Annotated in this window: 14 protein-coding genes, 1 tRNA gene and 1 other RNA gene; 9 read left to right on the top strand and 7 right to left on the bottom strand. The window is 38.4% G+C overall.

Annotated features, from left to right (window positions below; translation table 11 throughout):
* Nucleotides 1-19: 19 nt before the first annotated feature.
* The 3 genes from NSQ85_RS02045 to NSQ85_RS02035 form a co-directional block, all read right to left on the bottom strand.
* A tRNA-Lys gene (locus tag NSQ85_RS02045) sits at nt 20-92 on the bottom strand.
* Nucleotides 93-288, bottom strand: a non-coding RNA gene (ssrS, locus tag NSQ85_RS02040) — 6S RNA.
* 86 nt (nt 289-374) lie between these two features.
* A complete protein-coding gene (locus NSQ85_RS02035) occupies nt 375-1,643 on the bottom strand; it encodes a replication-associated recombination protein A (protein ID WP_084826190.1) in 1,269 nt (422 codons plus the stop codon).
* A gap of 169 nt (nt 1,644-1,812) precedes the next feature.
* On the opposite strand from NSQ85_RS02035, the gene rpmB reads away from it, so the two are divergent.
* The 9 genes from rpmB to nrdG all read left to right on the top strand — a co-directional run bounded on the left by rpmB (nt 1,813) and on the right by nrdG (nt 8,732).
* Entirely contained in the window at nt 1,813-2,001 is a 189-nt protein-coding gene (gene rpmB / locus NSQ85_RS02030; protein WP_084826191.1) for a 50S ribosomal protein L28, read from the top strand.
* Between the two features lie 126 nt (nt 2,002-2,127).
* On the top strand, nt 2,128-2,394 hold the full coding sequence (locus NSQ85_RS02025; protein ID WP_002952186.1) for an IreB family regulatory phosphoprotein: 267 nt from the start codon (nt 2,128-2,130) through the stop codon (nt 2,392-2,394).
* Entirely contained in the window at nt 2,394-2,813 is a 420-nt protein-coding gene (gene ruvX, locus NSQ85_RS02020; protein WP_111679751.1) for a Holliday junction resolvase RuvX, read from the top strand. The genes NSQ85_RS02025 and ruvX overlap by 1 nt, the downstream gene beginning before the upstream one ends.
* A gap of 108 nt (nt 2,814-2,921) precedes the next feature.
* Complete coding sequence (locus tag NSQ85_RS02015; RefSeq protein ID WP_340781056.1) at nt 2,922-3,227, top strand: DUF1292 domain-containing protein; 306 nt, start codon at nt 2,922-2,924, stop codon at nt 3,225-3,227.
* A gap of 212 nt (nt 3,228-3,439) precedes the next feature.
* Nucleotides 3,440-5,086 carry a hypothetical protein gene (locus tag NSQ85_RS02010; protein WP_340781055.1) on the top strand — a complete coding sequence of 549 codons (1,647 nt, stop codon included), beginning with the start codon at nt 3,440-3,442 and terminating at the stop codon, nt 5,084-5,086.
* A 108-nt stretch (nt 5,087-5,194) separates the two neighbouring features.
* Nucleotides 5,195-7,399, top strand: a complete 2,205-nt coding sequence (nrdD, locus tag NSQ85_RS02005) for an anaerobic ribonucleoside-triphosphate reductase (RefSeq protein WP_340781054.1) — start codon at nt 5,195-5,197, stop codon at nt 7,397-7,399.
* An 89-nt stretch (nt 7,400-7,488) separates the two neighbouring features.
* Nucleotides 7,489-7,620, top strand: coding sequence for a hypothetical protein (locus NSQ85_RS02000; protein ID WP_340781052.1), 132 nt, complete (start codon nt 7,489-7,491; stop codon nt 7,618-7,620).
* A 1-nt stretch (nt 7,621) separates the two neighbouring features.
* On the top strand, nt 7,622-8,122 hold the full coding sequence (locus tag NSQ85_RS01995; protein WP_179972395.1) for a GNAT family N-acetyltransferase: 501 nt from the start codon (nt 7,622-7,624) through the stop codon (nt 8,120-8,122).
* A gap of 4 nt (nt 8,123-8,126) precedes the next feature.
* Nucleotides 8,127-8,732 carry an anaerobic ribonucleoside-triphosphate reductase activating protein gene (nrdG, locus tag NSQ85_RS01990; protein ID WP_340781050.1) on the top strand — a complete coding sequence of 202 codons (606 nt, stop codon included), beginning with the start codon at nt 8,127-8,129 and terminating at the stop codon, nt 8,730-8,732.
* Nucleotides 8,733-8,753: 21 nt separating this feature from the next.
* Here the strand turns inward: nrdG and yaaA are convergent, their stop codons facing one another.
* The 4 genes from yaaA to NSQ85_RS01970 all read right to left on the bottom strand — a co-directional run bounded on the left by yaaA (nt 8,754) and on the right by NSQ85_RS01970 (nt 12,798).
* Nucleotides 8,754-9,494: a peroxide stress protein YaaA gene (gene yaaA, locus NSQ85_RS01985; RefSeq protein WP_340781528.1), complete on the bottom strand. Its 741-nt coding sequence runs from the start codon at nt 9,492-9,494 to the stop codon at nt 8,754-8,756.
* A gap of 86 nt (nt 9,495-9,580) precedes the next feature.
* Complete coding sequence (locus NSQ85_RS01980; RefSeq protein WP_179972398.1) at nt 9,581-10,522, bottom strand: YitT family protein; 942 nt, start codon at nt 10,520-10,522, stop codon at nt 9,581-9,583.
* Complete coding sequence (gene aspS, locus NSQ85_RS01975; protein WP_340781047.1) at nt 10,515-12,266, bottom strand: aspartate--tRNA ligase; 1,752 nt, start codon at nt 12,264-12,266, stop codon at nt 10,515-10,517. The genes NSQ85_RS01980 and aspS overlap by 8 nt, the downstream gene beginning before the upstream one ends.
* A gap of 109 nt (nt 12,267-12,375) precedes the next feature.
* Complete coding sequence (locus NSQ85_RS01970) at nt 12,376-12,798, bottom strand: hypothetical protein (protein ID WP_002946366.1); 423 nt, start codon at nt 12,796-12,798, stop codon at nt 12,376-12,378.
* Nucleotides 12,799-12,805 lie beyond the last annotated feature (7 nt).

The raw sequence follows: 12,805 nt of genomic DNA, 5'->3' as shown, positions 1-12,805 counted from the left end.
TTTTCCTGTTGTATTTAGATGCCCCCTACAGGGCTCGAACCTGTGACCCATGGATTAAGAGTCCACTGCTCTACCAACTGAGCTAAGGAGGCTGGATGCTGTATTGGTACCGATGATCCACAGTTTGTATTGAACCCGCGACGTAAAAAAGCAGGTGGGCGACTCGCTACTAACTTCAGTTGCTTCTGGGTGAGCCAGCCTGCACACTGTTAATAGACCTCTGTCTCCCGATAATACAAAAATTAGTCGGTCAACACTTATATGTGGATTCGTATACCACAGCAATTTCTATGTTTTTATAATACCACTTTTGAAAATTATTGCAAGAGGAAAAATCATTTTTTTTGCAATCGTTTTCGTTGATTCTTCTCGTATTATCTAGATAACTTATCGATTCGTTCTTTATTAGCTCCAAGAGCTCTTTCGTATTTCCCAGTTTCATTAGGTTGGAAATAATTGACTCCTCTTAATTTATCTGGAAGGTATTGTTGCTTAACCCACTTTTCAGGATAGGCATGTGGATACTTATAATCTTGTGCATTACCCAGTGCCTTACTTCCAGCATAGTGTCCATCTCTCAGATGACGCGGAATAGGTAAATTCCCAGACTTTCTAAGATCCGCCAGGACAGCATCCATTGCCTTATAAGCCGAATTCGACTTAGGTGATAATGCTAAGTCAATAACTACGTTGGCAATCAAAATACGTGCCTCCGGAAAACCTATTTTCTGTGCAGCTTCCAAGGCTGTGACCGTGTGAACTTGTGCATCTGGATTAGCTAAACCAATATCCTCATAGGCAATCACAGTCAAGCGACGTGCTAGACTAGGCAAATCCCCTGCCTCAACCAAACGTGCCGCATAGTGAAGACTGGCATTAACATCAGATCCTCGAATAGATTTTTGCAAGGCAGAAAGGACATCATAGTGCCCATCACCGTCTTTATCCATAGTAATATAACTGCGTTGTAAGCTATTTTCCACTATGTCTAAAGTAATATGATGCTGCCCATTTCCTGAAGCTGGTGTCGACATGACAGCCAGATCCAAAGAATTATATGCCGATCGTAAATCACCATTAGTAGCTGTCGCAATAAAATCTAGAGCATCATCATCTAAGTGAACCTCAAAGGCGAAGCCACGCTCCTTGTCCCCTAGAACATTCAAAATAGCTTCCTTGATATCTTCATTAGAGAGTGGTTCCAACTCAAATATTTGTACACGGCTACGGATGGCTGGTGTTACAGAAAAAAACGGATTCTCGGTTGTGGCACCAATCATGATAATATTTCCGTTCTCTAATAATGGTAACAAAAAATCTTGTTTTGCTTTATCCAAACGATGGATCTCATCTAGAAGTAGAACTAAACCACCTGAAAATTTAGCCTCTTCTGCAATTTCCTGTAGACGTTTTTTGCTATCGACAGTGGCATTAAAAGTTCTAAAAGCAAATTTTGTTGTTCCTGCAATAGCACTGGCTATCGAGGTTTTCCCGATTCCTGGAGGTCCGTAGAGAATCATTGACGACAGCATATTCGCCTCTACCATACGGCGAATAATTTTACCTTCACCAACTAAATGTTTCTGACCAATCACCTCTGAAATTGAACGTGGACGCATGCGTAAGGCAAGATTATCTGGCATCTTCTCTCCTTTTTTTAACTATTTATTCTTCTTATAATAAGAATATACTATTTTTCTGTAAAAAGAAATTATAAATAGTTCTTGTCAAACCTAAATTCTTATGATAGAATATTTTGGTATGTGGTGCTAGCACATCCGTAATAAATTCTACCTAGGAGGAAAACACGAAATGACTAAAGTATGTTACTTTACAGGACGTAAAACTGTTTCTGGAAACAACCGTTCACACGCTATGAACAAAACTAAACGTGTCTTTAAGCCTAACCTTCAAAAAGTTACTGTTCTTATCGACGGTAAACCTAAAAAAGTTTGGGCTTCAGCTCGTGCACTTAAATCTGGTAAAGTTGAACGCGTTTAATCTTATTAGACATTAAGAGAGATGACATCAGTCATCTCTTTTAGTGTTCATCGTCTTTCACTTTTGGGTATACTTATGTTATAATAAGGAACTAATAGATAATCCTTATAGAAAGAAGGTGTCAGTATGGGATTTACAGATGAAACTGTTCGTTTCAACCTAAACGACGGTGATAAAGATGAAATCAGTAATACTTTGACAAATGTCTACCGTTCGTTGGCTGAGAAAGGTTATAATCCTATCAACCAAATCGTTGGTTATGTTCTGAGCGGTGACCCTGCTTATGTTCCGCGTTACAATGATGCCCGTAACCAAATTCGCAAATACGAACGTGATGAAATCGTTGAAGAACTCGTTCGCTATTATCTTAAAGGAAATGGAACTGACCTCTAATGCGAGTAATGGGACTTGATGTTGGCTCAAAAACAGTGGGTGTTGCTATTAGTGACCCACTTGGTTTTACGGCCCAAGGCGTTGAAATTATCAAAATTAACGAGGAAGATAAAGAGTTTGGCTTCGACCGTCTAGGTGAACTCGTTAAAGAATATCAGGTAGATAAATTTGTCATTGGTCTCCCTAAAAATATGAATAACACTGAAGGACCACGTGTTGAGGCTAGCAAAGCTTATGGTGATAAAATCAAGGAAATCTTTAACCTTCCTGTAGATTACCAAGACGAGCGATTGACAACTGTTCAAGCAGAACGTATGTTAGTTGAACAAGCAGATGTCAGCCGTGGTAAGCGTAAAAAAGTTATTGATAAATTGGCTGCTCAACTTATTTTGCAAAACTACCTCGATCGAATGTTTTAATAAACTGTAAATAGAGACCGATTAGTCGAGCGACAATCTAGTGAACTACCAGTCAGAACTTCTAGATTCACCTCACTATTGAGTACTCTCTTCAAAAAGGAGAACAATATGTCACACAATCACGATCACAACCATGACCATGAAGTCATCACTTTAGTAGACGAACAAGGGAATGAAACACTTTTTGAAATCTTATTAACGATTGATGGACGTGAAGAATTCGGTAAGAACTATGTTCTTTTGGTTCCAGCTGGTGCTGAAGAAGATGCAGATGGAGAAATCGAAATCCAGGCATACTCATTCACTGAAAATGAGGACGGCACTGAAGGCGACCTTCAACCAATTCCTGAAGATTCAGATGCTGAATGGAATATGATTGAAGAAGTTTTCAATAGCTTTATCGATGAAAACTAAAAAATAATATTGGGCGTAACTAAGCCTAATCATTTACTTCTAAAAAAGAGACTGAAATAGTTTATTTCAGTCTCTTTTTTAGACGGTCTTTTCTTAAATGTAAGAAATAAGAGAGAAATTGACTAAATGGTATTATCTGATATACTTTAAATAAGAGATTTTGGTTTTTTCCCTTATTTGTAACTTTCAAAATGACAGCAAAGGAGTTTAATTTGAGTCCATATAACAAAGACAATATCCTAGGATCAGGTAGCTATCAAGGTTATCATCGAAGCCCCCATCAATCTCATACACATGATAAGCAATCTGAAAAGGGTGAAGTAACAATTCAAGGGCATACAAAAGAATCAACTTCTTATCAGATAGAGAAAAAAACTAAGATTTCACTTCCTTGTAAGCATAAAGCACATATCCTTATCCTCAGTCTGATTTTGAGTGCATGTAGTATATCAGTCCCTTGCTTTACAGACTTTTCCAATAATATACAATCCCAAAACCTTTACATTGCAAAAATGTTTGCCAATGGTAGTTTACCCTATTCTGACTTTTTTGCGACAGGTGGGTTCTTCTATTATTTCCTAATTTCTCTGGCTTTTCGTCTGGGGTCTACTCTTTGGTTAATTCCAATACAGTTTCTAACCTACTATCTTTCTGGCAGCTACCTTTACAAGGTTGTCATGCATATGACAAATAAGAAGGAAATTGCAACTCTAATTAGTATTATTTTCTTTTTAATTAATGGGACACTTGGTTTTGGTGGACTCTATCCAATCCAATTTGCCATGCCTTTTGTCCTCGGTGCTATTTTCTTCTTAACCCGGTACTTTGCTGGTCACAGTCGTGATGAAGCCTTTATTCTTTACGGTTTTGCTGGTGCTGCTGGAGCACTCTTTGAAGCTCGAACTCTTATTTTCTGGGTATTATCACTTGTGACAATATTCGTTTACAATCTTGTCAACAAGCACTTTGCTCGTGGTTTTTATCAAGTCCTTTGTATTATTTTTGGTAATATTTTAGTACTGTACCTATGCCTTTATTTCATCCTAAACTTGCAAATCACTTCGGACTATATTAATCAAGTTCTAGTTTACAACTTTACACAACTCGCTGTAGAAAAAAATAACTTCCTACTGACATTGGCTTACCAAAGTTTTGCTGTTATAGGTTCTGGACTCCTTATTGGTGTAGTTACTACAGGTAACCACCTCCTTGGTGATGCTAAAGATAAAAGCATTAAATGGATATTAATCCTTAGCTTTATCTTTACACTAGTTTACAGTCTATTCTCTCAAAGTTTTGGACTTTACAGCATTCTTACCATCGTCCCATATGGTTTAGTCTTGACTGCACTTTCTCTGGATGATGCTATTAAAAAGAGAGCGGAGCGAACCTCTCACCGAGGTCGTAATGATAACCAAATCTGCACGCTAAAAGTTTTTGGTATCTTCCTTAGCCGTAATTATTTCTTACCTATAGTCGTTTTTGCATTTGCCTTTGCTATACCAATCATCATGTTCCTATTTGATTTAGGAAATAATGCTGAACGTAGCAGTGTCGCAAATTACCTCGCTAAAAATACCAAGAAAGATGAAACTATTTACGTTTATGATTCATCAGCAAAAATTTATTTGAAAAGTAATCGTAAATCAGCTTCACCATTTGTTCTTCCTGATCTTAACACAGCTAAATCAAGTCATCAAAAGGCTCTTTTAGACACTCTTGTTCAAGATTCAGCACAATATCTTGTTGTCCAACAAGATACGCAATTGCCTTCTGAGTTTAAATCGACACTTTCAAAAAACTATAAAAAAGCACCTGTAAAAGGCGTTGAACGATATACTATCTATGTCCTAAAATAGATCGAAAATCAATATATAGTGGTTGAGATAAAAATATACCACAATATATTGATTTTTTTTTGCCTAGTGCTATAATTAGTGCTATAATTAGCAGCGAGGTGTTTTTAGATGATTACATTAGAAAAAGAAAAGGTTACAGTCAACCCCGATATCAAAGTTATCAAACGTGATGGGCGTATGGTTACTTTTGATTCAAGCAAAATATATGAAGCTATTCTCAAAGCAAGCGAAACTATTACACCTATCACACCATTAATTGAGACTAAATTGGAGGGAATTGCCAACCGTGTTGTGGCCGAAATCAATGATCGCTTCTCTCACAATATCAAAATATACGAAATTCAAAGTATCGTAGAGCATGAGTTATTCGAAGCTAACGAATACGCTATCGCTCAAGAATACATTAACTACCGTACCAAACGTGATTTTGAGCGTTCTCAGGCTACTGATATCAATTTCACCATTAACAAACTGGTTAATAAGGATCAGGCTGTTGTTCATGAGAATGCCAATAAGGATAGTGATTTATACAATACACAACGTGATTTAACCGCAGGTATTGTTGGAAAATCTGTTGGACTTAAGATGCTTCCTCCACATGTAGCAAATGCTCATCAAAAGGGAGATATCCATTTCCACGATTTAGACTACAGCCCTTACACGTCTATGACAAACTGTTGTTTGATTGACTTCAAAGGCATGTTGGCAAATGGTTTTAAAATCGGTAACGCTGAAGTAGAAAGTCCCAAATCCATTCAAACTGCAACAGCACAAATTTCACAAATCATCGCAAATGTTGCCTCTAGTCAGTATGGTGGCTGTACAGCAGATCGCATCGATGAATTCTTGGCGCCTTATGCAGAACTCAACTACAAGAAACATTTAGCAGATGCTAAAGAATGGGTGACTGAGGAAAAACAGGAAGACTATGCTCATGCTAAAACGCGTAAAGATATCTATGATGCTATGCAATCTCTTGAATATGAGATAAATACGCTTTTCACCTCAAATGGTCAAACACCATTTACCTCTCTCGGTTTTGGTTTGGGAACAAACTGGTTTGAACGTGAAATCCAAAAAGCTATCCTCCAAGTTCGTATTTTAGGTCTTGGATCAGAGCACCGCACAGCCATTTTCCCAAAACTCATTTTCACCCTAAAACGCGGACTTAACTTGGAACCTAACTCACCTAACTACGACATTAAACAGCTAGCACTTGAATGTGCAACTAAGCGTATGTATCCAGATGTCCTATCATATGACAAAATCATTGAATTGACAGGCTCCTTCAAAGCCCCTATGGGATGTCGTTCCTTCCTTCAGGGTTGGAAAGATGAAAATGGCGTTGAAGTTAATTCTGGACGAATGAATCTTGGCGTAGTCACCCTTAATCTCCCTAGAATTGCGCTAGAGTCTAAAGGAGACGAAGATAAATTTTGGGAAATTTTTGAAGAAAGAATGGGAATTGCCAAAGATGCTCTCGTTTATCGAGTTGAGCGGGTAAAAGAAGCTACACCTGCCAATGCACCTATTCTTTATCAGTATGGCGCTTTTGGTCAGCGTATGCGTAAATTCGACAGCGTCGACCAACTCTTCAAACATCGTCGTGCAACCGTATCACTTGGTTACATTGGACTTTATGAAGTAGCATCTGTTTTTTATGGTAACGATTGGGAAACTAATCTAGAAGCCAAGACATTTACTTTAAATATCGTTAAAGCAATGAAAAATGCTTGTGAAAGTTGGTCTGACGAATATGACTATCATTTCTCTGTTTATTCAACACCATCAGAAAGTTTAACAGATCGCTTCTGTCGCTTGGATACTGAAAAATTCGGTGTCATAACTGATATCACAGATAAAGAATATTACACCAACTCCTTCCACTACGATGTCCGTAAAAATCCAACACCATTTGAAAAGTTGGAATTTGAGAAAGCTTACCCAGAGGCTGGTGCAACTGGTGGGTTCATCCATTATTGTGAATATCCAGTCCTCCAACAAAATCCTAAGGCACTTGAAGCTGTTTGGGACTTTGCCTATGACCGTGTCGGCTATCTTGGCACTAATACTCCAATTGATAAATGCTACAAGTGTGACTTTGAAGGGGATTTCACTCCAACAGAACGTGGGTTCATGTGCCCTAATTGTGGTAACACAGATCCTAAAACAGTTGATGTCGTCAAACGTACTTGCGGTTATTTAGGGAATCCACAGGCCCGCCCTATGGTTAAAGGACGCCACAAAGAAATCTCAGCCCGAGTCAAACATATGAATGGTTCAACCATCAAATATGGTGGCAAACATCTCTAATAAGACCTATAATGCATTATAATAAACTAGAAGCAGCTGGATAATATCCTCCAACTGCTTTGCTTATTTAGTTTTTAGAAAGGAATACAATGGGTAAATATCAATTAGATTATAAAGGTATGCGACAGGTGGAACGTTACCACGAAAAAAATGCAACTGTCAAAAATGACAAAAAAGCACGTGTCCAAGCCCTTTTAAAAAAAGCTGGAAAGAAGAAATAAGATGATTTTACGCCGACCAAGTCAAGCAGATAAAGAAGCTATCTTAGACATGATGGGTGAATTTGAAAGGGAGAAATCTGTCCATGATGGTGGATTTTGGAAAACGGACAATTTTATTTATGAAGAATGGCTAGAAGAAAATCTTCAGTCAGAAGCAGGACTTAATATCCCTGAAAACTGGGTTCCTGCTATACAGCTGGTCAGTTTCAACGAATCAGGTTATCCTCTTGGTTTTCTACATCTTCGTCTTCGTTTAAATGGGCGCTTACTAGAAAAAGGTGGCCACATTGGCTACTCCATTCGTCCATCTGAAAGAGGTAAGGGCTATGCTAAAGAGGCCCTCCGCCAAGGTTTACAAGTTGCTAAGGAAAAGAACATCCGGCGTGCTCTGGTCACTTGTAGTACAGAAAATCCAGCCAGCCGAGCTGTTATATTAGCCAACGGTGGTCAACTAGAGGACATTTGTAACGAAACTGAGCGCTATTGGATAGATTTGGAGTAAAATCATGACATGGAATACACCAAAACCACAAGAATGGAAGTCCGAAGAGCTTAGCCAAGGACGCATTATTGACTATAAGGCCTTTAATTTTGTTGATGGTGAAGGGGTCCGTAACTCACTTTATGTCTCTGGTTGCATGTTTCACTGTGAGGGATGCTATAATGCTGCTACCTGGTCCTTCAAGGCAGGGATTCCCTATACCAAAGAACTAGAGGAACAAATCATACAAGATTTAGCACAACCCTATGTGCAAGGTCTCACACTACTGGGTGGAGAACCTTTTCTAAATACTGGTATTCTAACTCCCTTAGTCAAGCGTATCCGTAAGGAACTACCCGAAAAAGACATTTGGTCTTGGACTGGTTATACTTGGGAAGAGCTAATGCTTGAAACTCCTGATAAGATAGAACTTCTTCATCTCGTTGACATTCTCGTAGATGGACGTTTTGATATTACTAAAAAGAACCTTATGCTCCAGTTTCGAGGATCATCTAATCAACGTATTATTGATGTCAAAAAATCTCTTGATCAAGGAAAGGTTGTTATCTGGGACAAGTTGAATGACGGTCAAAACAACTATGAGCAAGTCGATCGTAAAGACATGATATAAGAAAAAGTCTGAGTTTGTAACTCAGGCTTTTTTAACTTTTCTTACAAAAAACAATTCACTATCAGAAGATAAATCCTTACGATAGTAAAAGTCATCAAAGGATAAGTCTCGTAAGGCATCTATGGTTTGACAACTTTCCTCCATTACAGCTGTCAAAAAAGCTCCTCTAGCCTTTTTAGAAATCGTTGAATGTGTCTTAAGAATACCATTACGGTCTTCCATAAAACTAACTGTGAATAACTGCTTACGAAGACTTGGACTAAAGACATCTTCAAATTCACTTGAAAGCAAGGAAACAACTGGAACTTGACTATCTTCTAGGAATTGGTCATATTCAGCACGCCAATAATTTTTTAAGGACTGACCATTAACCTTAACCTTTGTATGAAAGTCATGACGATGTTCTTGAATCGGATAGAAAGCGGGAATAATCCCATAAAAAGAAGATGTGATAAATACTTGGTGACTGAGGAAATCTTTTTCACATGTGGATAAGTCCTTGCGTTTAATGTGACGATACATCAGTCCGTTAAAAAGCTCGACAGCTGGGTAATTCTTCGCTTCACCTGCTAAAATTGCATCCCAACGCTGCTTTTCTTTCTCAGCCTGCTCAGGCTTTATTTTATAAGCTATGGACAAATCGTCTGTGGATAACTTAGCTATTTCTGTTAGAATAGCTTCACTCTTTTCAGATAGTTTTTGGGAGGGGACTTCCTTACTGGGCTTCATTTCTTTTGCAGTTGGAATTAAAAATCTAATCATATTGTTATTGTAAAGCCATGCTGGCATTTCGTCAAGAATTCTCTCTAGTAAAAAAGGAAGCAAACAGTCGTCAACTCCCTTCTTTATTAATCATCTAAATCAACAAAATGACCTAGAATATGTACATTTTCTGCGATTGAAACAAAAGCTTTAGGGTCTGCTTTTCTCATATAATACTTGAAGTCCGTATACTCTTCACGGGTAATAATAGCTAGCAATACTGCTTTCTTTTCGTGATTATAAGTTCCTTCCGCATCGTTAATCATCGTTACACCACGGTGAAGTTTCTTATGGATCATCCTTATAACTGGATCAGGATTACTTGTGACAATCATGGCTTGCATTTTCTTCTGTTTAGTGAAAATTGCATCCGTTACTCGACTAGAAATAAAAATTGTAACCATAGAATAGAGAGCGTATTTCCAGCCAAAAAGAATACCTGCAAAAATCATGATAATCCCGTTGACAATCAAGGAGATATTCCCAACATCACGACCCGTTTTCTTACGAATAGTGAGACTGACGATATCTGTTCCTCCGCTAGAAATACGTGATTTTAAACCGAAACCAATCCCTGCTCCCATGACCAGACCACCAAAAATAGCATTTATCAATGGGTCCTCCGTTAAGGTCACATGAGGCATCACCTGAATAAAAAGGGAACTCATTGTTACCGTAATGAAGGTGAAGATGGTAAATTTGTGGCCAATCTTATACCAAGCTAAAATCAAGAGTGGAATATTAATCGCATAGAAAGTCAATGATACTGGAATCTCAAAGCCTAGAGTCCTGAGACTCAATGCTGATAATATCTGCGCCAACCCTGTAGATCCACTGGAGTAGACATGCCCAGGTTGAAAGAAGAAATTCACAGCAATTGATGACAAGAGCCCATAGAGTACTGACGCTGAAAATTTTTCAGTATATTTTTCACGAGAGATACTACGTGCCGCTTGTAAAACGCCCATTTTCTTTGCAGATTTTTTCTCTATATACTTAACATATTTATGAAGAGGTGCTTTATTCATTTTCTAATTCTACATGAAGGGCAAGTTCTTCCAACTGTTTATCAGCCACAAGACTTGGAGCCTGAGTCATAGGATCGGATGCCTTATTATTTTTAGGGAAGGCAATCACTTCACGAATATTATCTTTACCTGCAAGAAGCATAACAAAACGGTCAAGCCCGAGAGCCAAGCCACCATGTGGTGGGAATCCATAGTCCATAGCTTCGAGAAGGAAACCAAATTGCTCATAGGCAGATTCTTCAGAGAAACCAAGGGCTTTCAACATACGTTCTTGTAAGTCTTTCTGATTGATACGTAGACTACCACCACCAAGCTCATAACCATTCAAGACAATATCATAGGCTACAGCACGTACCTTAGAAAGATCTCCTTCGAGTTCTGCTGCAGAATCTTCTGTTGGCAAAGTGAATGGGTGGTGGGCGGACATATAACGGCCCTCTTCTTCAGACCACTCAAACATTGGCCAATCGACAACCCAAAGAAAGTTAAATTTAGTGTTGTCAATCATGTCAAGTTCTTTAGCAATTTGATTACGCAAAGCACCAAGTGTGTTATTAGCGATTTCAAGTGTGTCTGCTACAAAAAGAACCAAATCATTTTCTTCAATCTGTAAAGCATCTGTCAACTTTTCTTCAATACTTGTCAAGAATTTAGCAACTGGACCTGCTAGAACTCCATCAGTCATCTTAACCCAAGCAAGACCTTTAGCACCAAATTGTTTGGCAAAGTCTGTCAACTTGTCAATGCTTTTACGTGAATACTTATCTGCATTTCCTTTAACAACAATCGCCTTAACAGCTGGTGCCTCAGCAAATACTTTGAAGTCTACATCCTTGACAAGTCCTGTCAAGTCTTGTAAAAGCATGTCAAAGCGTGTATCTGGCTTATCAGATCCATAGTTATTCATAGCATCATCATAAGACATGCGTGGGAATGGTAGTGTCACCTCAACCCCTTTAGTTTCTTTCATAACCTTAGCAATCAATCCTTCTGTAATATCTTGGATTTCTTGCTCATTAAGGAAAGAAGTCTCCAAGTCAACTTGTGTAAACTCAGGTTGACGATCACCACGCAAATCTTCGTCACGGAAACACTTTACAATTTGATAATAACGGTCAAAACCAGCATTCATCAATAATTGTTTAGTAATCTGAGGACTTTGTGGAAGAGCGTAAAAGTGGCCTTGGCTAACACGGCTTGGAACCAAGTAATCACGTGCACCTTCTGGTGTAGATTTTGTCAACATTGGTGTTTCAACATCGATAAATTCCAAGTCATCAAGATAATTACGAATGGTATGGGTTACCTTGGCACGAAGCTTAAAGTTTTCCAACATCTCTGGACGACGAAGATCCAAGTAACGGTAACGCATACGTGTATCATCACTAGCCTCAACACCATCTTTGATTTCAAACGGTGTTGTTTTGGCAGTATTAAGGACTTTAAGATCTTCAACTTTAAGCTCGACAGCACCTGTAGGCAAGTTATCATTAGCTTGTTCACGCGCTTCAACTGCTCCTGTTACTTCAATAACAAATTCGCTACGCAAGCTCTCAGCTGTTTCAACAACAGCTGCATCAGTATTTTCAGGGTTAACAACCAACTGCATCAAACCTTCACGGTCACGAAGATCGATAAAAATTAAACCTCCGAGGTTACGACGACGAGATACCCAACCTTTCAAAGTAATAGTAGTTCCGATATGTTCACTACGAACACGACCGGCATACATAGAACGTTCCATAAATACACTTCTTTCGTTAATTTTTTAGTCTTAACTATTATAGCAAAAAGCCCATCAAAACCCCACCCATTTCAGGCTCGAATTTTAATAGACTTTCTTTTTTATAAAACTATTTACCAAATTGTTTAAACAATTCACTAGTATCCACATAATCTTCAGCAAATTCTTCAAAATCTTCAAAACGGTAGTCAGCTGTTTCTAAATCAAGCAAACTATTCCAACGGAAACCATAAACATCTTCAATGATAACACTAAGTTCATCAGTTTCCTCATCTACTTGCCAGCCCAAATAGCGTTCCTGGGTTTCAAAATTCAAAACTACATCTTGACAATCTTGGCGCCAAACTTGACCAAGCAATTGTTGACACATAGCATGATCACTCGCAGGTTCATCATTAAACCACGTAATCTCATGTTTATCGAGAAATGCAATCAACTGCCAAAACTGTTGTTGGAAACGAATGGGCATACTACGATCAAAAGCCAAACTGAATTTTTCACTCCGTTTGAGCATATCAACTATACTAACCATATACCCC

The organism is Streptococcus sp. FSL L8-0526, from assembly GCF_038007145.1.
Lineage (GTDB): Bacteria > Bacillota > Bacilli > Lactobacillales > Streptococcaceae > Streptococcus > Streptococcus thermophilus.
This window is presented reverse-complemented; position numbering and strand designations above follow the sequence as displayed.

Bases quoted from the DNA above. Each gene is read 5' to 3' on its own strand.
- NSQ85_RS02015 (WP_340781056.1), top strand. From the start codon at position 2,922: ATGTCACACAATCACGATCACAACCATGACCATGAAGTCATCACTTTA.
- NSQ85_RS01995 (WP_179972395.1), top strand. From the start codon at position 7,622: ATGATTTTACGCCGACCAAGTCAAGCAGATAAAGAAGCTATCTTAGAC.
- nrdD (WP_340781054.1), top strand. From the start codon at position 5,195: ATGATTACATTAGAAAAAGAAAAGGTTACAGTCAACCCCGATATCAAA.
- NSQ85_RS02025 (WP_002952186.1), top strand. From the start codon at position 2,128: ATGGGATTTACAGATGAAACTGTTCGTTTCAACCTAAACGACGGTGAT.
- NSQ85_RS02035 (WP_084826190.1), bottom strand. From the start codon at position 1,643: ATGCCAGATAATCTTGCCTTACGCATGCGTCCACGTTCAATTTCAGAG.
- yaaA (WP_340781528.1), bottom strand. From the start codon at position 9,494: ATGATTAGATTTTTAATTCCAACTGCAAAAGAAATGAAGCCCAGTAAG.
- NSQ85_RS01970 (WP_002946366.1), bottom strand. From the start codon at position 12,798: ATGGTTAGTATAGTTGATATGCTCAAACGGAGTGAAAAATTCAGTTTG.
- aspS (WP_340781047.1), bottom strand. From the start codon at position 12,266: ATGGAACGTTCTATGTATGCCGGTCGTGTTCGTAGTGAACATATCGGA.
- rpmB (WP_084826191.1), top strand. From the start codon at position 1,813: ATGACTAAAGTATGTTACTTTACAGGACGTAAAACTGTTTCTGGAAAC.
- NSQ85_RS02000 (WP_340781052.1), top strand. From the start codon at position 7,489: ATGGGTAAATATCAATTAGATTATAAAGGTATGCGACAGGTGGAACGT.
- nrdG (WP_340781050.1), top strand. From the start codon at position 8,127: ATGACATGGAATACACCAAAACCACAAGAATGGAAGTCCGAAGAGCTT.
- NSQ85_RS01980 (WP_179972398.1), bottom strand. From the start codon at position 10,522: ATGAATAAAGCACCTCTTCATAAATATGTTAAGTATATAGAGAAAAAA.
- ruvX (WP_111679751.1), top strand. From the start codon at position 2,394: ATGCGAGTAATGGGACTTGATGTTGGCTCAAAAACAGTGGGTGTTGCT.